A 23,340-nucleotide genomic window follows, 5' to 3' on the forward strand; every position below is an offset into this window, starting at 1 on the left:
TAGCCCAGTTATACAATATAGCGTTAAACTCAGAGATCATCTGCGCAGCAAGGCCAGTATTTCTTCTGTTTTTTGTTGCATTAATAGAGGATTAGCACGGGACTCAACATTTAAACGTACTACGGGTTCAGTATTAGAACTGCGCAGGTTAAAGCGCCAGTCAGAAAACTCCAGACTAATACCATCGGTTGTGTCAAATACCAACGAAGTTGGCTGGTAACAATTTAAAACCCGCTCGATTGAAGCCTGCGGATCCTGCAATTTGCTGTTAATTTCCCCTGACGCAGGGTAGGCCGCCATACGGTCTTCAACCAATTGCCCTAGCGTCTTACCCTTAATGCACAACAACTCAGCCACCAGTAACCATGGGATCATGCCGCTGTCGCAGTATGAAAACTCACGGAAATAATGGTGTGCACTCATTTCACCACCATAGACCGCATCTTCCAAACGCATGCGTTCTTTAATAAATGCGTGGCCAGTCTTTGACATCACCGGCACCCCGCCTGCTTGAGTCACCACGTCAATGGTATTCCAGCTTAAACGTGGATCATGGATGATTTTTGCCCCACGTTCCTTTTCGAGGAACGCTTCAGCCAGTAAACCAACGATGTAATACCCTTCGATAAAACCACCGTGCTCGTCGAACAGGAAGCAACGGTCAAAATCCCCGTCAAAAGCGATACCCATATCGGCCTTATGGAGGCGCACAGCCTGGGCAGTATCCTCACGGCACTCCGGCAGCAATGGGTTAGGGATCCCGTTAGGAAAGTTACCATCCGGCTGATGATGTACTTTAATAAATTCAACGGGCACCTGAAGCTGTTTGAATCGTGCTTCAATAGCATCGATCACATGGCCTGCGGCACCATTGCCGGAGTTGACGACCAATTTCAATGGCTTCAGGTTAGCCGTATTCACATAACCCAACAGGTGATCCACATAATCTTTCTCGATGGAGATCTTTTCATAGCTGCCGCGTTTTTCCTTGTTCACCTGCGCAAAGTTGTTTTGCTCTGCCAGACGCTGGATATCACGCAAGCCGGTATCGCCACTGATGGGTTTGGCTTGGCTGCGTACCAACTTCATACCGTTATAGTTCATGGGATTATGGCTAGCGGTAACTTCAACCCCGCCATCTATTCCTAAATGGAAAGTCGCAAAATATATTTCTTCCGTCCCACTCACACCAATGTCCAATACATCCACACCAGAATCACGTAACCCTTCAGCCAGAGAAAGCTTGAGCTCCTCACTGGTCAGGCGAATATCGCCGCCAACAACAACGCTTTTAGGCTGTAAGAACTCTCCATATGCGCGACCAATACGATAAGCTATATCGGTATTCAGTTCTTCGCCCAGTTGTCCACGAATGTCGTACGCTTTGAAGCAGGTCAATGATTGTGACATGTTGAGATCCTTACCAAAATATAAATCCGGTAGCGCTGTGAAATGCCCACAGCGCTAAATTATTAGTTATGTTGAGCTGAATCACCAATACGAACGATATCATCCTCACCCAGATAGGCTCCTGATTGAATCTCAATCAGATCCAGCTCTATTTTTCCCGGATTTTCGAGGGAATGCTCAGCACCTAAAGGAATATAAATAGACTCGTTCTCGCTAATTAACTGTACTTTCCCATTGGTATTGACTTTCGCCGTCCCAGAAACAACTACCCAATGTTCTGATCGATGGTGATGCATCTGGAGAGACAGCTTTTCGCCGGGTTTGACAGTAATACGGCGTACCTGGAAACGTTCACCTTGTGCAATCGCATCGTGTTTACCCCATGGACGATAAACCTCACGATGCTGTTTGCTTTCGGAACGTTTCTGCTGCTTGAGTTGATTAACGATTTCCTTAACATCTTGAACTTTATCTTTGTTGGCAATCAATACCGCATCTTTGGTTTCTACCACTACGAGGTTATCTACCCCAACCATAGCCACCAATTTATGTTCCGCACGGATGTAGTTATTAGAACAATTATGTTCCAGAACGTCGCCAAAGGTAGAATTACCTTTTACGTCTTTCTCACTGATTTCCCATAAGGCTGACCAGGAGCCCACATCGTTCCAACCGGCGTCCAACGGTACAACCACGGCATCCGCTGTTTGTTCCATCACGGCATAATCAACCGACTCATCCGGACACGCAATGAATGCTTCGCGATCGACACGGATAAAGTCCATATCCGGAGACAGGTGCGCCAGGGATTTTTTGCAAGCGTCAAGAATGTCGGGACGGAAACGCTCCAATTCATCTAAATAGCGACTGGCTTTAAACAGGAACATACCGCTATTCCACAGATACTCCCCGCTATCCAGATACTGTTGAGCAGTTTCAAGATTAGGTTTTTCAACAAAACGCGACACGCCACAAATACTGGAACCATCAACGCTAGTGCCTTTTTGAATATAACCATAACCCGTTTCAGGCCCCGTCGGTACAATCCCGAATGTCGCTAACTTACCCGCTTCAGCATAGGGTACCGCCTGATTCACCGCGTCTCGGAAAATGGCTTCATCCTGAATAACATGGTCCGCAGCTAATACCAACATAAGAGGATCATCACCACTCGAAACAGCCTGCAGCGCAGCAAGTGCGATCGCAGGGGCTGTATTCCGTCCTACAGGCTCTAAAATGATATTATGCGACAAACGGGTAATTTTACGCAGTTGCTCTGCAACGATAAAACGATGTTCCTCATTGCAGATCACAAGAGGATTAATAATGTCTAACCCTTTAAGACGCATCACCGTAGTTTGCAGCATTGAAAATTCATTGCACAAAGCTAGAAACTGTTTTGGGAACAACTCACGAGAAAGTGGCCACAGACGACTCCCTGTCCCCCCAGCCATGATAACAGGATAAAGGTTACTCATTTTTACTCTCACTGATTAAATACAAAAGAAAATTAGAAGAAACACAAAGAAAACGTTATTAACTACAAGAAGTACATTCCAGGCTTAGAATTACCTGTAAAGATGATAAGTACTAGAAACCATTCTGTCAGAAGTGAAATTGGTGCTATAAAAATCCACACAGGCAGCTTTCATTGATGCCCAATCATCTTTACCACGTGTGCTCAGTATTTCTACAGCCTCATTGGCTTTATTGGTCGTAAACAGGTAGCCCGTAACACCTTCACAGACGACTTCAGGTAAAGAGCTGCAACGGCTGGCTACCACTGGCAGCCCGTAACTCTCAGCCTCAACCGCCACCAGGCCGAATGATTCCCAACGACTTGGCATTAACAAAACATCTGCGTAGGAAAAGTAAGGAGCTATCTCAGTAGAAGTCAGCCACCCTTTATAGTTTATTCTTGCATGAAGAGGGGGATGCTCTGTTGCATGTACATTGCCACCAACGACGGTAATTAAAAATCCATCGTCTAATCTATCCGCAATTTCTTTAACTAAATCGAAACCCTTTTGATAATCAAAACGCCCAACGAAAAGTATATTAATCTTATCTGATTGATAGGGCGTAACATGATTACCAGTAGGCAATGGCGGTTCGACCCCGTTATAAACCACGGTTAAATTATTTGAGTCCAGCCCTACGCCGAGAGCCACTCTCTTCTCATACTCACTGGTACAAATAATCACATCGGTTTTTTTTTGCAGTATCTTTTCTATCCGCGTATAAACTCTTTTTTTCTTCTCAGAAGTATCCATCAAAAAAGAAAATGCATGCGGACAATAAATTATTTTTGGTTGACAGCTCATTCTAATCAAAGGCGTAAGTAATCGACATATTACGCCTGCAAAAGTGCTGTGGATATGGATAACATCCGGCTTTTCTTTACGAACTATGCGAATATAATTCACGGCCAGTGAAATAAATGATGAAATATTTCGCCCAGAACGAGTGAATTTTTTCAACTTACTCTCAGGAAACGTGCCAATCTCGCTGTATTGGCTATCCGGCAGCAAGCAATAAAAATCAAACTCACCATTTGGTTGTACAAGTTGCCGGATAACCGTTGCGACTCCACCTTTCACCGTTTCAGCAACATGCAACACTTTTTTTTTCATTGGGTAGATCTCATAATGATTTTGTTTAAGTCTTCAGCAGAACGCCCCCAATCGAAACGTTTAACGTTCTCAAAACCCTTTTCAACCAGTGTTTGACGTAAAACATCATCTTGCATAATTCGATCCAAGGTTTGCCTCATTTCAAGGGTATTTTCTGGGTCAAAATACAACACGCTGTCAGCCAGTACCTCTGGCAGAGAGGCCCTATTGGATGCTACCACTGCGCAACCGCAAGCCTGTGCCTCCAATGGAGGAATTCCAAACCCTTCGTATAATGAAGGAAAAACAAAAGCTCTGGCATTCGAGTAAAGTTTAATCAGGCTCTCATCACTCACACGGCCAACAAATTGTATGTTCTCCGCCTGCATTGCCTCTGGAGAAAAATGCACCCCTGCAAAATTTTTATTTGCAGACCCAATGATTTTCAACACTACATCCTTATTACCTTCCATTTGCGAAAAGGCGGTAATTAGTCCGTGAAAATTTTTATGATAGTTCGGGGATGAAACCGCCAATAAATAAGGTTTCTCGTCACTAGTCACCTGAGGTTCAGCCCTAAACTTACCGGCAACGGCGTTATTAATTACATGAATATTGTTTAAAGGATAATTAAATGCTGCATAAAGTTCTTTCTTTGAAAATTCACTTACGGTCAACAATGCCTTGCTAGAACGCAACATCAAAGGAAAAATATTATTATAAACAAAACGAAACTTTGCAGAATAGCTTTGTGGGTAGCGTTTATAAATAACATCATGATGAGTTACAAATTTATTACTATAAAATACCGGAGCGGTATTGCATAGGTTAATCAATAAAGGGTTTCCTTGCTTACGTAAAAAAGCAGGTAACTCTAATTGTTCCCATAAATGCCCGCTTCGTTCACCTATAATTTGCACATTCAACTTTGAAGCGATATCAGTGTGAATAATATTTTTCGGGGAAATAAACACCACATCATTTCGAATGTTACTTAACGCCAGGCTTATCTCTTGAGCAAAACGTTGAACGCCCGTTAAATCTTGTGTTAAAAATCTCGCATTGACATAAATCATTATCTACCTCGTGCCATTCAAATAACAACGTGTCAATGTGCCAGATGAGCACGGCTAAGAGATTTCCCCGTTCTCTTGACCAAACTATTCTCTGGTCTTCTAACTGACAACAATAATATTGATATTATTATCGGGAATATATATCCGGGATAGTTGGTCAATGGGTTGTTATAAACAAAGTTCATTGACAACGATATCATCCAATACAGATATATACTGGGATTGAGCCCTCGCCGAGTGCGCTGATAAAGAATACCAAGAATAGCCGAAGCAACAATAACCAAGAAGATAATCCCAACGTTACCATAATTAGAAAGCATGTAGATATACATACTGTCTAAAGGTATAGAGTTCGTATTGTCATCACCAATTACGGCATTCCCATTAACAGCATATCCTGCCCCCGTGAAGGGTGAATAACCGCTATCTGCACGTACTGCCTCGATATTTACCGTTCTAAGCAGAATACTGTTCTCTGCATAGGCATTTTCTTTAGGAAAGATCATTTCATAAATGCTGTAATTCGTCGTGGTAACATAAAAGAACAATGATAAGACCATTGTCACCATGGTTACAGTATTCAAGCTAAAACGCTCGGAGAAGAAACGCCGAGACACCAAATACATAATATAAAGCAGCGCCATGATTATGGCTGTTTTAGAGGTTGAAAACGCAATCCCGACCATAATAAGAACGATGTATTTCTTACGATGCTTCACACTTACAAAAGGCGCCAATACCAATGAAAAGAACAGGTACTCACTTAAGCTGAATGGGCCGGTAAGCAAGCCAAAAGCTCTGAGTTGCCCCTGAATAGTTCGTAGCAGTAGACCGTACTCTTTACCAAACTGTGTCAGCTGAGGGCCAGGGTCGAAACCAATAACCGCGTATAATACACCCGCTAAACTTGACTCTGCGACGGCGAAAAGCGCATTGAGTACGGAAAAAATAATATAGTACTTGATGACTTTAGTGACAATTTCAACTCGTTCATCAAATTCAAAAAGGAGCAGGACAGCGGCAAAGAAAAATGAGCCAAAAGTTAATAATTCCAACCGGAATTGTACGATAGTGCGGAAAAGGTCAAATCTTCCTGATAGCATACTCAAAAGAATGAATACTAATGAAAATATAACCATCGATAAAAATAAAATCAATATACTCCGGCACTGAGCAGAAACCCGTGGATTTCGAGCGAAAAGAAGGATAAGCACAAAAACGGGGACGGCCATGGCAAAAAAATCTTTATACAGCAAAAGTGCCCTGGTCGACATGTACGCGATGACAGTCACAATCCCATTCAACGATAGCAGTGTCATATACGTTAATAATAGGAAAACAACCAGCGATTTCGTCGATACTCTCATTATTATCCTCTGTACACACTTTCGTAACTGCTCGCTATTTTTCCACTCTCAAAAAAAGAGCACCGCAGCTTATTATTATTTTCTCTAACGGCCTTAACTGCGCCTGAGACAGAAAAGTCTTTCAATTCTAAGATATTATCATAGAAAGCAGCGATTTCGGTCACTCCACCGCTGAAAGTAGTATACACAACCTTTCCAGAGATCGCCGATTCCGCAACCGCACGACCAAAAGGTTCGTTCCAGCGCGTTGGCAAAACCACTGCATCTACCTGCGCCATAAACTCATCAATCTTGATAAATCCGAGCAGCTTAACCCCAACCTCTGTTGCCAGTGCGTTCATCCGCTGACCACTTGCATCATTATTAAAGCGACCAGCAGCATAAAATTCTACCTGAGGATTCTGCAGTCCCTGTTTCGCCAACAAACAGAATTCATCGAAGCCTTTGTCCTCAGTCAAACGGCCGACGAAACCTATTCTTACTTTATCACTTATAGACGGAACAAAAGCTATAGCCGCTACTGGATTATAGATATAAGTATGTAACGCGTGACGCGCAAAGCCATTTTCCTGATGTAGGGTTGAAATGTACTTGCTGATGCCCACAAAAGCATCGACATGCTGACTGGCCTTTTTCTTGAAGTAGGAAGTAACAGTCACCGGCAGACTGTTTACATCCATATTTTGGCCATGCTTAAACAGAGTTCCGTTGGGATGAAACAAATAATAATCGCGGGTAGTGTGTACAACACGAGCACCCAGTTTTTTTGCCACGCGCCATACAGCAACAGAAAAACCACTCAAATTATTGGTATGCACCACTTTAGGGCCAAAAGCCGCCAACTCATCTCTAACCATACGCGCCATGAACGGATTATAAGAGTCCAGCAGGTGCCAGCCTGCTTTTTGCAGTTTGCCGGCTACCTGATTTTGGAACGGCCAATACAGATTCTTTAGCGGGAAATAAACAATGCTTACGCCATTAATTGAATCATATTTTATTTTATCACCATCATGAAGACAAAATACACGCACTTGGTGCCCGACCGTCTGCAGACTTTCAGCGAGCATTTGTACCGAGACCTCTGCGCCACCAATCTTATAGGGAGCATAAAGTGTATTTATTAAAGCAATCTTCATTTATTGGCCACCACAGAATAATTTATAAAATTAAAATTTATTTTTAATCAGAGTAATATCAGCACTCTCATAACTTTCATAATTTTTATAGATCGCATCAACAAAGCCCACCCACTCTGGAGAAAGAACTTTTTCATCAAGTACATACGCAGTTATTTTTATCTTTTCATCATAAATTTTTATTAGGTTGTCATACAATGATGAATAAAAACCGGCTATTGACGCTACATTCTCTCCCACCACGATGGGATAAACCTCAAACGGGAAATCAAGACGACGTACTTCCACATGTTGCCTGATCGCCTCGATTTTTTCTTCTCGCTCGCGGCGGTGCGGAATATAAACTAATTCGGCTCCTTCCTGGTTCTGCTTCAGATCTTCGATCATTTTTAGCGTCAGTTCGATATCATCAACTGAGGTTACTCCAGCCTCATAGAGTGGGGTGCCAATAATAAATATCTTATTGCCACCCTGTGGCAAACTTGCCAGCTTGATCTTGAATTTTTGATAGTTATGCCTAACTATCGTGTCCCGCTGAGCAATATTTCTCTCGATATTGTAAACCGAGAAAAAGGTCAATTTCTCTCGATCATTATTGACCATCCCCAGTGACTTAAGAAAGATCGACTTCAGAATATCTCTCACCGTAACGGTATTAGTACGCTTAATCCTTAGCGTAGCCGTCCCATCATCGAGCAAGACAATATCTCTTTTTGGATATTTATGTGCTAACATCCAAAACACTCTCGCGCGGTATTCGCCAGCGATCAATGTGACATGATCTTTCACGCAGACTTCAGATTTTACGTCCTTTAATTCACTCCTGATATCAAACACTTTACCTAGGTATCCTTCGACATCAATAGTTTTCAAAGTTTTGTGTCTGATCATCTGCAGCAAATATACAATCTGCCCATGATTCAATGCTGAATTTGCTGAACGTTTATTGACGATCAGTAAGTCGAGTGTGATGTTTTTCGCATCCAGATACTCGATCAGGTTAAAAGCCTGCAGTGGCGATTCGATATACGCAATGTGCTTACTCATATTTCTGATATCCGGTTAAGGCAACTAATACTAATTTCCAAGTACCACTTAGTGGAACTTACCTGCGGCTCTGAGCTGTAAATAATGATCAACATTGCGCTGCGAGAATTGCGCAGCCGGATGGCCGCCAGCGATAGCATAAGGTTGAATATCCTTAACCACAACGCTACCAGCCTGGATAATCGCACCTTCACCTATAGTGACGCCTGGCAGAATAATTACATTAATACCTAACCAAACGTTATCTCCAATATGAGTATCTTTAATGACATAAGTATGGTCATACGGAATTGCAGTGCCGTTGTGGTTATGATTTTCGGTGATTATTACACAACCGAAGCCACAGTGGAAATTATCGCCAATGACAACACTCCCCTTCCCCACCACCGTCAATCCGTTGGAGTTGAAGTTATTACCCAGAGTTGTTTTATTATTAACAAGAGTCAAAAAGTTAACCTTTGGATCGCGGCCACATTTCGCCACGGCATTGAGAACTTTAGACTTATAACGTTGCTTACGTAGACTACGTAACCATCGTTTAAAACTTGCTATCATCTTTTCCTCTCAATGTTAATTTGCCGCTTACCATAGATAAATGTCGCTGCACATGCAAAAAGACTTGAAACAGCATAAACGAAACAGAAATATTCGACCTTTATTGTCGTCATCGTGATGATAAATATACCGACTAAATGTGTAATCATTGAGCCCATGGTAATAATTGAAATGATTTTATTTTTTCGATAATAAAAGAGGGAATGCGTAAATATATAATAAATAGAAAGAAACGCCGTCCCAGGCAATAAAATATTAAAATAGTATATAGCGCGATAAAACTCAGCCTTAAAGAGATAAGGAAAAACAAATGGCATAATAAAGAAATAAATCACACAGGCTACGATCACTAAACCTGTATAGCCATATTGAATAAGCTCAACGCCTCTAAAATCATTTTCTTTCAACTTGCGGTAAATAAAAGGCTGAAATGCCTGGTTAATTACACCAAAGAACAACATCACGATAGAGGTAAGCTGAAATGCTAAACCGTAAACCCCTACTACGGCGGTGCTCATGTAATGAGCAATAAAAAAACGGTCTATTGATGACTTAATCCAGTAACTACCATGATGTGGCAACAATGACAAACCATAACTGACAATTTCTTTATAGCGTTTTCGTACGGGTTCACATGTAATACGCTCGCCCTTGATTTTCTTGTAAACAAAAAACTCATAGGCAAGCTGAATACTGAAAAACGAGGCCGCTATCGCTATCAACCGCTGTCCCGGGGTCGCCGCAATCATTTCGAAAAGCACGATCGTAAACAGAACGTTAAATGCGGACAGCAAAAACTGCCCAATCGCTGCAACCTTGTAAGTCTGGCTAATACGCAAGTGCGACAAATTGATAAAGTTAAGCGCCTGAGCTAAAGATGCCAAAACCACCAGAAAACCATCACTAAAACTTACAGATATATTAGCGACTAGCGTAACAATATAAAATATCGCCACTAATAACACGCTCGACGCCATGGCCAGAGTGATGTTATCTCTGCGGAACACCAGGGAACTCCCTTCCCCCTCCTGCATGTATTTGACCGGCAACAAACCCTGACCGCTAAATGAAATAAAAATGATCAACATCTGAATAACGGACAGATACAGAGTTAGCGCGCCGTATCCCGACGCGCCAAGGTGTGCTGTTAAATAAGGCAGTATGATGAAGCCTATGACCTTGCCAAGAATATCCCCTATCGACAAGGCCGCAGCGCCCATAATGACTTTGCTCATTTACAGATACTTTTCCAGGAAGTTAAGTGCGTGCCAGAATCCCTCTCCCTGATTTTTATGGCCCTGCCAAACTTCTGGAATAAACATCGCGCCGGGAGCATAGCGCAGCAGGTCATCGGCAAGCTCATCAAAGTTCACATCGCCTTTACCAATCTGTACACCCTCACCGTCAACGCCCAACGCATCAACGACGTGCATATGCGCCGTGTAAGCACCCACTTTCTGAGTAAACTCATGGAGGTCCCATTGGTAGTAATTACATGCCATCATCGAGTGAGATGTGTCATAGCAGATACGGTAGTTATACTTTTCGCAGAATGCCTTAATCTCATTTGGATCAACAAACAGGTTATGGTAGCTCTGTCCACCAAAGTGCCATGGGAATGGCGGCATGGTTTGGATAATGATTTCCACGCCTTCCTGGTTTATTTGACTCAATGCAGAGCCAATGCGCTCATACATTGCCTGGCGTGCTTCTTTAGGCAAGAAACCTGTGGTATTGAATCCACCAGCGTTAACTACGATAACCGGGCATTCAGTTTTAGGGAAATATTGCTTCAGTGCTCTGGTAACATCGCAGACACGCTGCAATTGCTTGATGGAATGTGCAAGATATGCCGGGTCCTCAGATGCCAGATCCAGTATATGATCGTTGGCGAACAGTTCAGGGCTATGTACGGCAAAACCAATGTCTTCTGCTCCTGAGAAGAACTCGGTTAAATCCAATTCCATATCCTGATAGCTCAGGTGGAACTCAACAAAATCCAGATTGGATTTGTTTTTCAATTTGCTGTAGTCGTGATAACGAACAGGAATACCGAATGGGCGATCAAAATCATAATCTTTAGCTTCAATCGCCTCATCATTCAGGTCTGATTCATAAAAGTAACCACCGGCCTCAAGATCTCGGATGGCTTTCTTACCCACCAATTGCTCCATATAAAGAGGCTGCAACCCCTGACCTGGGCTTTTCACTTCAATCATATCGCGAGTGATGATCTCGCCCTTTTTCAGGTCACGGTTTATGATCAAACTCTTCGCCAAGGTTTCGCGGTTGATCATTTCCCCCTGAGTGATGGCACGTTCGCCAGCCTGACCCATGGATTCTTCAACTTCACGAATACGCACGACCATCTCTTTAAATTCTGGTGGCAGCAATGAAACCTTATGGTCATTACCTTCCATTGATTTATCAATAGTGAAATGCTTCTCGATTACTCGAGCGCCAAGCGCGGCTACTGCGATGGGTACGGAGATCCCGCGCTCGTGGCCAGAATAGCCAACCAAGCAACCGGTCACTTGCTGCAGACGTTTAATATAAGCCAGGTTCACATCTTTAAACGGCGTCGGATAGGTTGAGTTGCAATGCAGAATGACAAATTCGGCACCTTTAGACTTCAGGAATTCAACCGAACTTTTGATTTCCGCTTCACTGCACATGCCGGTTGAACAAATCAACGGTTTGCCTGTAGCCGCCAATGCGCCTAGCATTTCATGGTTAGTGAAGTCTGCAGAAGCGACTTTATAACCTTCCATGCCATACTCTTCCAAAATCTCAAGGCTTCTCAGATCCCATGGCGTACACAATGGAGTTAGCCCCTTAGTTTTGCAGTAATCGAACACCTCGATGAGCTCTTCATTGGACAGCTGGAATTTTCTCAATAAATCAATTGTATATTGCGCACCAAGATCAGCAGATTGATCTTTCTCGTTGCCACCTTTATACAATGAACTAAGATCACGCATCTGGAATTTGACGCAATCAGCGCCAGCATCAACGGCCAGATCGACCAAGTGCTTAGCCAGCTTGATGTCGCCGTTATGGTTGTTGCCAATTTCTGCAATGATATAGCTCGGTGATGTATCTGTGATAGTGTGCTTACCAATGGTCAGCCCCTTCTCACTTTGCAGCGCTACAGCTACCAGGCGGCGATAGTCATCCACCAAAGGTAGAACGTCAACGCCGTTGGTGAAAAAGGCTTCAATTTCAGTACGCGGCGCATCAACTTTTTTGTAGCGAACGTTCTGGTTCATGACTTCAGACATTTCACGACTCAGGTCGAAATCACCACTGGTGATCCAGCGGCGGAAGTCGCCATCCGAGAAGGAACCACATAACTTACCGTCTTCAGTAACAACAAAGATAATGCGTTTTTTATTTGAGTTGATTTTTTCCAATGCTTTGATGATTGTTTCTGTTTCAAACACCAAAAAATCGGATATTTTTTTCTGAATTAACATTAATTATCTCCCATTCCAATTCTGCAAAATCACTTCAACAACCGCCCAATCGAGCATGGTATCAATTTCAAAGCTTTCTTCTTCTGACATCTTGTGCGCAACAACTTTTCCGCCAAGACGGTTACCGGTGCTCAAAAGAATCTCGCTTTTAGTTACGTAAATTGAACCATTTTCTTTCAACTTAATATTTTCCGGCTTAATATCTTGACGCCGTGGACGGTTTAAATAGTCATAATAAGCTTTCGGATTATCTTCATTTTCCCAAAGAAAATGCCAGAATTCACAGACACTCAGTAGAGAGTCGGCTTTTTTATCAATAATCTTTTTGATTGCGACATCAATCGCATCATCTTTACGGACTGGTGATGTTGCCTGCAATAATACGGTAAATTCAGGCTTATAATTCTCATGCTCTGCCAGCCACTCTAGCGTATGTAACAACGCAGGCTCGGTGGCTGCAGTATCTACCGCCAAGTGAGCTGGACGCATAAAGGGAACTTCAGCACCATACTCTCTTGCAATTGAAGCAATATCTTCGCAATCCGTTGTTACAATGACACGATCAATATTTGATGAATTAATCGCCTGTTCAATACTCCAAGCAATTAAGGGTTTCCCTGCTATTTCTTTAATGTTTTTCTTAGGGATCCCTTTCGACCCACCCCTTGCTGGAATAATTGCAAGATTACTCATGTGATATCTCCGAAATTGGAATCTATAATTTATTGAATAGGACAAAAGGCTCCTCAGAATAAGGAGCCTCTATTTAACACTAGGAAGGGGATTATTTATATTCGTACGCGTAGTAGCCGTAGGCACTACCGGATTTATGCTCAACGGCATTAAGGATAATACCTTTAATTTCCATGCCATTTTGCTCAAAGCGACGGATACTTACCTCGATCTCTTTCAACGAGTTAACCGCATAACGAGCAACCAAAAGAGTGGTCCCTACATTACGTGCCACGATTGCAGCATCCGTCACCGCCAAGATTGGCGGAGTATCGACTAATACGATGTCATATTCTTTGCCCGCCCACTCTAGGAACTCTGACAAACGGTTGTGCATCAGCAGCTCTGAAGGATTGGGTGGGATTTTACCGCGCGATATAAAACTCAGGTTCTCAATCGAAGTTTTCTTGATCGCCTGCTGCGCCGTTGCCTGCCCGGAAAGTACATCGGACAAACCGGTACCCAATTCACAGTTCAACAATGAATGTGCGTAACCTTTACGCATATCGGCATCCACGACCAGAATACGTTGTCCCGCCTGAGCAATAACTGCCGCCAGGTTAATACTGACAAACGTCTTACCTATGCTTGGGCTAGCACCCGAGATCATCAGAACGTTATTTTTTGCTTCCAGTGAGGCGAAGTGCAAACTTGTACGCAGGCTTCTAACTGCTTCGATAGCCAGATCCGCCGGGTTACCCACGGCAAGCAGCGTATAACTTTTGGTGCTGCTGCGCTTACCGGATAACATTGTTTCGCGGTCACTTTTCTGTTGCCATTCGGACAGAGGGATGCTGGCATAAACGTTAATGCCCTGCTGTTCCAACTGCTCGGGGCTTTCGATGCCGCGATGAAGCATGGTTTTTAACAGGACGAACCCGGTGGAGAACAACCCACCCAACAGAGTGACAATCAGGACGATAATTGTTTTTTGCGGTTTCACCGGCCGCGGCTGCGTTACTGCCGGGTCAACAATACGTACATTACCTACGGTACTTGCCTTGGTAATGCCCAGTTCCTGCTGTTTGTTCAGCAACTGCATGTAAATTTCTTGTCCAGCCTGAACATCACGGGTTAGACGCAAAATTTCCTGCTGGGTTTTCGGCATGCCGCTGACGCGTTTATTCAGTTTGTCCTTTTCCTTTTGCAAAGTAACGCGTTTTTCCATCAGTGCACGATAAGCAGGGTGCTCTTTAGTATAGAGCTTGGAGATTTCCGCTTCTTTGAAAGTCAGTTCATTCAACTGAGCTTCAACACCAACAATGGTATCCAATACCGATTTAGCTTCCAGAGACAAATCGACCGAATCATTGGCCTGGCGGAAACGGTTGAGTTTTTCTTCAGCGCTATCTAGAGAGCTCCGGACCTCTGGTAACTGCTCTTTCAGGAAGTCCAGACTTTTGGCCGCTTCCTCTGATTTGCGTTCAACGTTTTGCAGTAGGTAATTTTTACTTATGCTGTCCAAAATTTTACGCACCAGTATCGGATCGTCGCCGATCAAACTCAGTGCCAGGACACCGGTATCCTTACCTTTATCCTCAACGGTCAAAGCGTCCAACAAATTGTTGGTGGCAACCAAACGCTGCAATTTGGCTACTTCAAATACGGTGCCTGGCTCAGCAGAAATTTCACTGACCAATAACGTTATTCCGTGAGCACTGGCTGACTCACCGACCTTCCCTTTGATAATTTCAGTGCCATTTTTGTTCAGCACATAGTTTTTACCATCGATGACTTTCAGTTCAAGCTCAATGTCATCTGAGTTCGGCGGTACGCTCAAACGCGACAACGCTATGCGCCCTGGCTCAACGCCAGTTAAACGCGCCCAACCACGACCAAAAAGCGGGAAATATTTCTGCTGAATCACAGTGTCAAGATTCAAATCGTCAACAGTTTTACCCGTTACCATGCGCGATTTGATTAGTTCGATTTCCGTAGAAGAACCCGGCTGACTGTTCGGTAACATCTGGGATAAATCATTGACCAGTGAGTTCCCAACGTTTTGCTCAACCTGAACCATTGCATCGGCCTGGTAGATCGGGGTGGCAAACAGCGAATAAATGATAGCGGCAACAGAAAATAACGCTGTAATACCGATGATAAGCCAGCGATGGTCAAGTAAAGTACCTAGCAAACGACTTAGATCGATCTCGTCATGATTATTGGCCGTTGATAAGCCTGGTTTCGTATTATCAGTCATTGGAATCTCTGGTTAACGATTTAATGCCTGTGCCCATTTTTGGGCAGCATCATCAAGAAGGCGGTAAACAAATTCAAACGCTTCTGCGCTTTTTTTGTAAGGATCGGGCACTTCTTTTTGTCCCAGCCAGTGAGCAAAAAGCATCGTCTTCCCTCTGACTTCTGGCACAAGTCGACAAACCGCATCGATATGCCCCTTTTCCATCACCAGGATCAACGAATACTCCCGGCACATTTCTTTTGTCAGTTGCCTCGCTTCATGCTGGTCTAACGACAAATTGTGTTTTTCCGCAATGGCAATAGCACTTTTGTCGGCGGGTTTACCGACTAAAGCACTAATACCGGCAGAGGCGATCTCTTTATCTGGTAAATGCTGTTTCAGCAAACGTTCCGCCGTTGGGGAACGGCAGATATTACCAACACAGACAACCAGAATAGACTCAAACATTACCTACTCCCCTTCTACGGCCAATTACGAACACGCAATGCGCCTTCCGTGAGATTGTTAAAGCTGTCAATAGTTGGTGCTAATTGAACGATCAGACGGTTCCAACGAGCTACTGGCGCCGCTGTCACATAGACAATGTCATAAGGTTGCAGGTGGAATTCCGCCCCCATAACCAAGGCAGTCGCATCCGCCATGTTGAGCTGATAAATGTTTGCCAGCTTTTCACCTTGAGTGCCGTGTAGAGGGCGAATAACGAATACACCTGTCGCATCGGCCGCAGCCTGGCTGATCCCTTGGGTGTTGCCCAGAGCTTCTGTCAGAGTCATGCCGCTACGATCCATCTTAAGCGTCGCTGGCGTTCTGACCTCACCCATAACAAATACTTTCAAATCGTCATTTCGCGGAACATAAAGAATGTCACCCGGATAAAGCAGACGGTTCTGAGTCAAGTCGCCATTCTGCATCAGCTGTTGCAATGAGAGACTTGACTCTTTGCCGTTATGAGTCAGTACAATATTACGCCAATCTGCATTTTCCGTCAGACCACCCGCGGCATTTATCGCGTCCATCACAGTCAAAGGTACGTTAGTAATGGGCTGTTGGCCTGATTTGGACACTTCACCGGTTACATACGCTTTTTGAGAACGGAAAGCGGCAATATTGACATCAACCTGCGGACTCTCGATATATTGAGCCAAACGAGAGGCAATCTGATCGCGGATTTGAGTCACCGTTTTGCCTACCACGTTCACCTTACCAATGTAAGGGTAGAAAATGGTGCCGTCCGAGTGTACCCAGTTGCCAGTATCGCTGGCACTACGGTATTGTCCTGCAGGTGTGGTTAGTTCCGGGTGATCCCAAACTGTAACATTAAGTACATCACCCACACCGATCCGGTATTCATAGGTCCGTAAAGAGGCATCCAACTGACCATTAGTTTGCGCCACAATCTTGGCAGGTCGTAACTTGTCCAGCAACTTAGGCGTCATTGGGTAAATATTGACTAACTTGTCAATATCAAAATCCGCATCTTCTTGTTTTACAACATCTTTTCCACTTGTAGAAAGATGAGTACCAGGAAATACAGTACAACCACTGATTACGCTGATAGATATCAAGAGTGATATCATTTTCAATTGTTGTTTTGCCATCAAATTATCATCACTTTCAAAGTAAATGTATCCGCAAAGCTACAATGCTAGCCGACCATGGCTTCGACTCTGTAACCTTACCAAAATGCCTTGGTTCACGGTGTAGTCTTGAGACGAAGGTAAAACCTATCGCAATTAACCCACAACGTTTAGCTGTTGTTGATGAATACAAAGATATTATTATTAACGATATAAAGTATTCAACTTTGCTTGCACTGACTACTGCCATTAACGATCATTATCTTTACAAAACATAGAGTTGAATGCACTTTACACCCTGATTCACAAAGAAAAATCCCGAAGAGCAAGCGATAAAGCAGTCTGTAATAGAATGTATACTAATATAAAAAATGAAACAGCGAAATTACTTAGGATTCAATGGACACAGTAAATGTGATGTTTGATAGTGATTTCACTGCTGAGCGTTAGAATAGTTTAGTTTTTTTAAAGTTACAGTTTTTCCGCCCATTCGCGAAACGCTTGACCTTGGGTAGGATGGCGTAAGCCGTAAGTAACAAACGCTCTCAGGTAGCCCATTTTTTCGCCGCAGTTAAACGACTCACCCACCAGCTCCATCGCCTCGACCGGTTTGTGTTTTAACAGTTCAGCAATGGCATCTGTAAGCTGAATTCTTCCCCAAGCGCCTGGCTCTGTTTTCTCCAACAGTGGCCAAATATCCGCAGACAAAACGTATCGTCCTACTGCGGAGTAATTGGACTTCAGTTGAACCTCACGGCCAGGCTTCTCGATAATCGAAGTCATTCGCGAGCTCTCGCCAGGTTGCAAACTGTTAGTCTCGCATTCCACAACGGAGTAATCATGCAGCACATGCTCATCAGCAGCCTGAACCAGCACCTGGCTCAAGCCCGTTTGTTCAAAGCGAGCAATCATGTGCGGCAAGTTATCTTTCTTCAGATCGGCTTTTGCATCATCAAGCAAGACATCGGGTAACAACACAACAAAAGGCGAATCCCCAACCAAAGGTTTAGCACAAAGTACCGCGTGCCCGAGCCCCTTCGGTTGTCCCTGACGAATATGCATTAGCGTCACGCCTTTTGGCGTAATCGACTGCACTTCGTCCAGCAACTGGCGCTTTACACGTGCTTCGAGCATCGCTTCCAATTCGAACGAGGTATCGAAATGGTTTTCTATCGCATTTTTTGATGAGTGCGTCACCAAGATGATCTCTTTAATTCCGGCAGCGACGCACTCATTGACAATGTATTGAATCAACGGCTTATCAACGATCGGCAACATTTCCTTCGGAATAGCCTTGGTTGCAGGCAGCATACGCATACCCAGACCTGCAACAGGAATGACAGCTTTCAACTTAGTCATGATAATCCTCTATCGATCTTGTGATCGTATTTTAGCCGTAACTCTTACTTGCTGTTCAACGTCTGCTTCAACCATTGGGTAAAGCCTTCACCTTCCGAGGTGTGACGCAGACCATATTGTACGAATGCTTTCATATAGCCCAGCTTGTCACCGCAGTCATGTGATTTTCCGCTCATATGGAAAGCTTCTACGGTTTCCTGCCCCATCAGAGCCGCAATGGCATCGGTCAGCTGAATTTCATCACCGGCGCCCGGTAAGGTTTTTTCCAGCAGCGGCCAGATATCGGCAGACAGAACATAGCGGCCGACTACCGCCAAGTTAGAAGGTGCATCTTCCAGCGCTGGTTTTTCTACCACGGCTGTCATCGGGGTACTTTCCCCTGCCGACAATCCTGCACCGCCGCAATCGACGACGCCGTATTTAGAAACATCCTGTTCCGGTACCGGTTCCACCATGATTTGGCTGAAGCCGGTCTGCGCGAAACGTTCTATCATCTTGGCCAGATTCTCTTTACGCAGATCTGCCGTGGAGTCATCCAGCAATACGTCAGGCAGCAAAACGACAAAAGGTTCATCACCTACCATAGGTTTGGCGCACAACACCGCGTGCCCCAAGCCTTTAGCCTGCCCCTGACGCACTTGCATCACCGTCACATCTGCTGGGCAGATGGTCTGCACTTCTTCCAGTAACTGGCGCTTAACGCGCGATTCCAAAACGGCCTCAAGCTCAAACGAGGTATCGAAGTGGTTTTCGATGGCATTTTTAGAAGAGTGGGTGACCAGTACAATATCTTTGATCCCGGCCGCCACACACTCATTCACAATGTACTGAATCAGTGGTTTATCGACCACCGGCAGCATTTCTTTAGGAATGGCTTTTGTCGCCGGCAACATTCGGGTTCCCAGGCCAGCTACAGGGATCACAGCCTTTAATCTTTTTTGCATGTTTTTCATCCAAAATCAAATAACTACAATGTAGCCGACTTAAGCCTGTTCCCAGATACTTACGAAACCCGGGCCGTATGATTTAGACACGCTACCGCCCCTGGCTTTCAGCTACCAGTGCACTGTCATCGTTCTCTGTGGGGGGATTGGGGGTTCCAATCTCACTTTGATGTAAATTAGGAGCCGTACTCGTTTGTTAAGCGATAGGTAGATCACAGAAAAAACAAAATAAATACGCCCTTATAACCAAACGATGATACTTGTAAATGTTTATGTGGCTAAGATTCTTATACTATTACCTTATTGATACAAGCCTAAGATACCCGTTGGATGCCCTTTTCAGAATAAGACTACCCACTGGAGCAAACTGAACAAAGTGTAGCAGCCAACCAAACCTATAATAGTTTGATTTTTAAAATTTATATTCACGCTGGTTTTATCATCAAGCGTCTGATGCCATGTGACAACTGCCTACTCTCTTTTCCGAAAAACCACTTATTCCTCGCCACAGTTCATTCCGAACGCCCTTTAACGCGATGATTTTTTATGCATTATTTTCGTGATTTCCTTCATGTTGCATGCTTAGCCTTCCAGGCCATGGTTTTAAAGTTGAATTTTCCCGGCTCAACACCCATCATTCGCATGCGGGATAAGCCGTCGAACTTACAGGTGAAATTGGGCGTATGGAATGGATCGCGGATCCAACAATTTGGGCCGGCCTGGCCACTCTGGTCGTGCTGGAAATCGTTCTGGGTATAGACAACCTTATCTTTATCGCCATTCTGGCGGAAAAACTACCGAAACATCAGAGAGATAAGGCCCGTGTCGTTGGCCTGCTGCTGGCATTGCTGATGCGTTTGGCCCTGTTGGCCTCCATCTCATGGTTGGCCACGCTGACCCAACCGCTGTTTTTTGCCGCCGGACATCCGTTTAGCGGTCGCGACCTTATCATGCTGATTGGGGGGATCTTCCTGCTATTCAAAGCCACGATGGAGCTTAACGAACGGTTGGAGGGTAAAGATGAAGAGCAACATGGCTCGCGCAAGGGTGCCCGCTTCTGGCCGGTGGTGGCGCAAATCGTGGTGTTGGATGCCGTTTTCTCGCTTGACTCGGTGATCACCGCTGTCGGTATGGTCGACCATCTGGCCGTCATGATGATTGCGGTTTGTATCGCTATCGGCTTGATGTTGCTGGCCAGCAAACCCTTAACGCGCTTCGTCAACGCCCACCCGACAATCGTCATCCTGTGCCTGAGCTTCCTGCTGATGATCGGCTTTAGCCTGGTCGCTGAGGGCTTTGGCTACCATATTCCAAAAGGCTATTTGTACGCTGCCATTGGTTTCTCAGTGATGATCGAAGCGTTGAATCAGCTGTCGCAGTTCAATCGCCGCCGCTTTCTTTCCAAAGTCCGCCCCTTGCGCGAACGAACGGCAGAAGCCGTGCTGCGCATGCTGAGCGGCAAACATGAAGAAGCGGAAGTCGACAGCCACTCAGCCAACCTGCTGGCCGACAGCGACAGTGAGAGCGGCGAGATTTTCAATCAGCAAGAACGCCATATGATCGAACGCGTGTTGGGTATGGCCCAGCGTACGGTAAGCAGCATCATGACTTCCCGCCATGATGTGGAATACCTTGAGCTGAATGATCCACAGGAAAAGCTGACCCAACTGCTGGAAAAAAATCAGCATACGCGCATCGTGGTGGTAGAAAACAGTGCCAGCGATGAACCGCTCGGCGTCATTCACACCATTGACGTGTTGAAACAACAGCTGACCCAGGCCCCGCTAGATTTACGCGCGCTGGTGCTGCAGCCGCTGATTTTCCCCGAGCAGTTAACCCTGTTGAGTGCGCTGGAGCAATTCCGTCAGGCGCAGACGCATTTCGCCTTTGTGGTCGATGAATTCGGCTCGGTAGAAGGGATCGTCACGCTAACCGATGTGATGGAAACCATCGCCGGTAACCTGCCGGAAGCCGGTGAGGAAGTGGATGCCCGGCATGACATCCAGCAAAATGAGGATGGCAGTTGGACCGCCAACGGCTATATGCCGCTGGAAGATTTGGTGTTGTATCTGCCGTTGCCGTTGGAAGACAAGCGTGAGTATCACACGCTGGCCGGCTTGTTAATGGAGCACAGCCAGCGTATTCCTCAGGAAGGTGAGCAGTTGCAGATCGGTGACTACCTGTTTGAACCGCTGGAAGTCAGCAGCCACCGTATCTTGAAAGTAAAAATCACCCCGCTGTCGGTGCCCGAGCCGGACTACGAGGTGTAAAGCCTGGCCGGGTATGACCCGGCCCCTTTTATAAATGCTGGGGTACCAGCAACTCCGTCGCCACAATCACCACGATCAAACCGACAATGACCGGCACCGAAGTGCGTTTTACCACTTCGAAAGGCGATATTTTTGCCATGCCGGACACCGCCACCACCACGCCAGAAACCGGCGACAGGGTACGCCCCAGATTTGAAGCCTGCAGCATTGGGATCACCAGATACGCCGGATTAACCCCCATCTGCGCCGCCAGCTTGGGAATAAGCTCAACGAAAGCATAGAAAGGTGCGTTCCCCGAACCGGTCGTCATGGCCGCCAGCATGGTAATCACCACCAGTACCAGCATCATGATAATGCCACCGGTACCGAATGACTGCGCCAGACTGATAAGTCCGCTGATAAACCCGACGGTGCTAAGCCCCTGAGCGAAAACCCCGGCGGCCACCAACAGCATCACGACGCTGGCAAACGCATCAGCCATACCGCGATAGGCAACCTCCAATCCGGTGAACACCTGTTTGGCGCTGAAGCTGCGCAGGAATTCGATGACCGCCGCCAGCAACATGCATCCCACCAACACGGTGATGATATGCAGTTCCGGCCCCCATTTACCGTCAAATACCAACACCCCGAGGATCGGGGTGAAAGGCAGCACGGCGTAGAACCCCGGTGCGTGAGTAGTGATTTCGCTCACGTCCATAATGTGATGTTGTTCGTTGTTCTTTTTGTCCAGATAGCGCTGCCAGAAGAAATGCGCGATGGCCATGCAGACAATGGCTGCAATAGAGATCGGTAAGGTGGTTTTAAAAGCAAAATCGACCAGCGGCATTTCCGCCGCCTTGGCGGCCAACACCACGTCTCCCGAGGTTGGCGCCAGGATAATCGCCGCAGGCGAAGCACAAATAGCCGCCGCTGCACCACGACTGATGCCGACGTTCACCATCAACGGGAATAGCGTCGCCATCAGCAACACGCCCAGACCGGTCGCGGAAGACACCGCCAGTGACATCAGGCAAGCGACAAAGTAGGCTGCCACCATTAAAAGATAAGGAGAGTTGATCATCTGCAATGGACGTGAGGCCAACTTTACGACCACATCATTAGCACCAATGTGCGTCATATAAGCGGCAAAGCCACACAGCATCATGATCATCATGCCAAGATCGCCACCGCGGCTCATCAGCAAGATTTTGACGTACTCGATGATGTCGGTCGCACGCCATCCGGTAGAGGCGGCACTGGCAGGCAACAGGCTTTTGCCCATCAGGGCGCTGATTGCCAACAGCAATAAGCCCCCCACCATCAACACCCCGGTAGCGGAGTAGCCCTTGATGATGTAGCGGCCAACGCCCGCCGCGACGACCGCCCCAATCAGAAGCTCTATCATATTCCCTCAACTTATCATTATCGTTATTGACCATGCCAAAGCGTATAAATCGCTTTACTGCGCACACTCTGCACAAACTCAGCCAAATGCATCATGATGTTCGTCAATGTTACGGGAGGAAATTATTGGAGGAGAAACACTTTATGGGGTTTATCAAAAATGCGGGCCGAGAACCGACCCGCACAGTTA

18 protein-coding genes are annotated in these 23,340 nt (G+C 45.5%); 1 reads left to right on the forward strand and 17 read right to left on the reverse strand.

From position 1 onward, the window contains the following. Window positions 1–36: 36 nt before the first annotated feature. The 16 genes from cpsG to galU all read right to left on the reverse strand — a co-directional run bounded on the left by cpsG (window position 37) and on the right by galU (window position 19,494). Entirely contained in the window at window positions 37–1,410 is a 1,374-nt protein-coding gene (gene cpsG / locus H5P17_RS02370) for a phosphomannomutase CpsG (RefSeq protein WP_182821015.1), read from the reverse strand. 62 nt (window positions 1,411–1,472) lie between these two features. Continuing rightward, window positions 1,473–2,888, reverse strand: coding sequence for a mannose-1-phosphate guanylyltransferase/mannose-6-phosphate isomerase (locus tag H5P17_RS02375; RefSeq protein ID WP_220496693.1), 1,416 nt, complete (start codon window positions 2,886–2,888; stop codon window positions 1,473–1,475). A gap of 90 nt (window positions 2,889–2,978) precedes the next feature. Further along, entirely contained in the window at window positions 2,979–4,043 is a 1,065-nt protein-coding gene (locus H5P17_RS02380) for a glycosyltransferase (RefSeq protein WP_182821018.1), read from the reverse strand. Continuing rightward, window positions 4,040–5,098 (reverse strand): glycosyltransferase family 1 protein, encoded by a 1,059-nt coding sequence (locus tag H5P17_RS02385; protein ID WP_182821020.1) that lies wholly within the window; start codon window positions 5,096–5,098, stop codon window positions 4,040–4,042. Before H5P17_RS02385 ends, H5P17_RS02380 begins: the two co-directional genes overlap by 4 nt. A 32-nt stretch (window positions 5,099–5,130) precedes the next feature. Then, complete coding sequence (locus H5P17_RS02390) at window positions 5,131–6,465, reverse strand: hypothetical protein (protein WP_182821022.1); 1,335 nt, start codon at window positions 6,463–6,465, stop codon at window positions 5,131–5,133. Window positions 6,466–6,467: 2 nt separating this feature from the next. Next, the gene (locus H5P17_RS02395) at window positions 6,468–7,604 is read right to left on the reverse strand and encodes a glycosyltransferase family 4 protein (RefSeq protein ID WP_182821024.1); all 1,137 of its coding nucleotides are present in this window, start codon (window positions 7,602–7,604) and stop codon (window positions 6,468–6,470) included. A gap of 30 nt (window positions 7,605–7,634) precedes the next feature. Next, on the reverse strand, window positions 7,635–8,651 hold the full coding sequence (locus H5P17_RS02400; RefSeq protein WP_182821026.1) for a hypothetical protein: 1,017 nt from the start codon (window positions 8,649–8,651) through the stop codon (window positions 7,635–7,637). 48 nt (window positions 8,652–8,699) lie between these two features. Continuing rightward, window positions 8,700–9,206 carry a DapH/DapD/GlmU-related protein gene (locus H5P17_RS02405; protein WP_182821028.1) on the reverse strand — a complete coding sequence of 169 codons (507 nt, stop codon included), beginning with the start codon at window positions 9,204–9,206 and terminating at the stop codon, window positions 8,700–8,702. Further along, window positions 9,203–10,441, reverse strand: coding sequence for a lipopolysaccharide biosynthesis protein (locus H5P17_RS02410; protein WP_182821030.1), 1,239 nt, complete (start codon window positions 10,439–10,441; stop codon window positions 9,203–9,205). The genes H5P17_RS02405 and H5P17_RS02410 overlap by 4 nt, the downstream gene beginning before the upstream one ends. Further along, window positions 10,442–12,682 carry an N-acetylneuraminate synthase family protein gene (locus H5P17_RS02415; protein WP_182821033.1) on the reverse strand — a complete coding sequence of 747 codons (2,241 nt, stop codon included), beginning with the start codon at window positions 12,680–12,682 and terminating at the stop codon, window positions 10,442–10,444. It abuts the gene before it with no gap. Between the two features lie 3 nt (window positions 12,683–12,685). After that, on the reverse strand, window positions 12,686–13,375 hold the full coding sequence (locus H5P17_RS02420) for a cytidylyltransferase domain-containing protein (RefSeq protein ID WP_182821034.1): 690 nt from the start codon (window positions 13,373–13,375) through the stop codon (window positions 12,686–12,688). Between the two features lie 91 nt (window positions 13,376–13,466). Continuing rightward, entirely contained in the window at window positions 13,467–15,614 is a 2,148-nt protein-coding gene (wzc, locus tag H5P17_RS02425; protein WP_182821036.1) for a tyrosine-protein kinase Wzc, read from the reverse strand. 12 nt (window positions 15,615–15,626) lie between these two features. Beyond that, complete coding sequence (locus tag H5P17_RS02430) at window positions 15,627–16,061, reverse strand: protein tyrosine phosphatase (RefSeq protein ID WP_182821038.1); 435 nt, start codon at window positions 16,059–16,061, stop codon at window positions 15,627–15,629. A gap of 14 nt (window positions 16,062–16,075) precedes the next feature. Then, a complete protein-coding gene (locus H5P17_RS02435) occupies window positions 16,076–17,212 on the reverse strand; it encodes a polysaccharide export protein (protein WP_182821040.1) in 1,137 nt (378 codons plus the stop codon). Window positions 17,213–17,662: 450 nt separating this feature from the next. After that, window positions 17,663–18,550, reverse strand: a complete 888-nt coding sequence (locus H5P17_RS02440) for a sugar phosphate nucleotidyltransferase (protein ID WP_182821042.1) — start codon at window positions 18,548–18,550, stop codon at window positions 17,663–17,665. A gap of 44 nt (window positions 18,551–18,594) precedes the next feature. Then, complete coding sequence (galU, locus tag H5P17_RS02445) at window positions 18,595–19,494, reverse strand: UTP--glucose-1-phosphate uridylyltransferase GalU (RefSeq protein ID WP_182821044.1); 900 nt, start codon at window positions 19,492–19,494, stop codon at window positions 18,595–18,597. 683 nt (window positions 19,495–20,177) lie between these two features. Between galU and H5P17_RS02450 the strand changes: the two genes are divergently transcribed. Continuing rightward, window positions 20,178–21,764 carry a TerC family protein gene (locus H5P17_RS02450; RefSeq protein WP_044549344.1) on the forward strand — a complete coding sequence of 529 codons (1,587 nt, stop codon included), beginning with the start codon at window positions 20,178–20,180 and terminating at the stop codon, window positions 21,762–21,764. 28 nt (window positions 21,765–21,792) lie between these two features. On the opposite strand, the gene dcuC is transcribed toward H5P17_RS02450, so the two are convergent. Further along, complete coding sequence (gene dcuC, locus H5P17_RS02455; RefSeq protein WP_044549343.1) at window positions 21,793–23,151, reverse strand: anaerobic C4-dicarboxylate transporter DcuC; 1,359 nt, start codon at window positions 23,149–23,151, stop codon at window positions 21,793–21,795. Window positions 23,152–23,340 lie beyond the last annotated feature (189 nt).

Source organism: Serratia sp. OS31 (assembly GCF_014164835.1).
GTDB lineage: Bacteria > Pseudomonadota > Gammaproteobacteria > Enterobacterales > Enterobacteriaceae > Serratia > Serratia liquefaciens_A.

Coding starts and splice junctions, on each gene's coding strand:
- cpsG (WP_182821015.1), bottom strand. CDS start 1,410: ATGTCACAATCATTGACCTGCTTCAAAGCGTACGACATTCGTGGACAA.
- H5P17_RS02375 (WP_220496693.1), bottom strand. CDS start 2,888: ATGAGTAACCTTTATCCTGTTATCATGGCTGGGGGGACAGGGAGTCGT.
- H5P17_RS02380 (WP_182821018.1), bottom strand. CDS start 4,043: ATGAAAAAAAAAGTGTTGCATGTTGCTGAAACGGTGAAAGGTGGAGTC.
- H5P17_RS02385 (WP_182821020.1), bottom strand. CDS start 5,098: ATGATTTATGTCAATGCGAGATTTTTAACACAAGATTTAACGGGCGTT.
- H5P17_RS02390 (WP_182821022.1), bottom strand. CDS start 6,465: ATGAGAGTATCGACGAAATCGCTGGTTGTTTTCCTATTATTAACGTAT.
- H5P17_RS02395 (WP_182821024.1), bottom strand. CDS start 7,604: ATGAAGATTGCTTTAATAAATACACTTTATGCTCCCTATAAGATTGGT.
- H5P17_RS02400 (WP_182821026.1), bottom strand. CDS start 8,651: ATGAGTAAGCACATTGCGTATATCGAATCGCCACTGCAGGCTTTTAAC.
- H5P17_RS02405 (WP_182821028.1), bottom strand. CDS start 9,206: ATGATAGCAAGTTTTAAACGATGGTTACGTAGTCTACGTAAGCAACGT.
- H5P17_RS02410 (WP_182821030.1), bottom strand. CDS start 10,441: ATGAGCAAAGTCATTATGGGCGCTGCGGCCTTGTCGATAGGGGATATT.
- H5P17_RS02415 (WP_182821033.1), bottom strand. CDS start 12,682: ATGTTAATTCAGAAAAAAATATCCGATTTTTTGGTGTTTGAAACAGAA.
- H5P17_RS02420 (WP_182821034.1), bottom strand. CDS start 13,375: ATGAGTAATCTTGCAATTATTCCAGCAAGGGGTGGGTCGAAAGGGATC.
- wzc (WP_182821036.1), bottom strand. CDS start 15,614: ATGACTGATAATACGAAACCAGGCTTATCAACGGCCAATAATCATGAC.
- H5P17_RS02430 (WP_182821038.1), bottom strand. CDS start 16,061: ATGTTTGAGTCTATTCTGGTTGTCTGTGTTGGTAATATCTGCCGTTCC.
- H5P17_RS02435 (WP_182821040.1), bottom strand. CDS start 17,212: ATGGCAAAACAACAATTGAAAATGATATCACTCTTGATATCTATCAGC.
- H5P17_RS02440 (WP_182821042.1), bottom strand. CDS start 18,550: ATGACTAAGTTGAAAGCTGTCATTCCTGTTGCAGGTCTGGGTATGCGT.
- galU (WP_182821044.1), bottom strand. CDS start 19,494: ATGCAAAAAAGATTAAAGGCTGTGATCCCTGTAGCTGGCCTGGGAACC.
- H5P17_RS02450 (WP_044549344.1), top strand. CDS start 20,178: ATGGAATGGATCGCGGATCCAACAATTTGGGCCGGCCTGGCCACTCTG.
- dcuC (WP_044549343.1), bottom strand. CDS start 23,151: ATGATAGAGCTTCTGATTGGGGCGGTCGTCGCGGCGGGCGTTGGCCGC.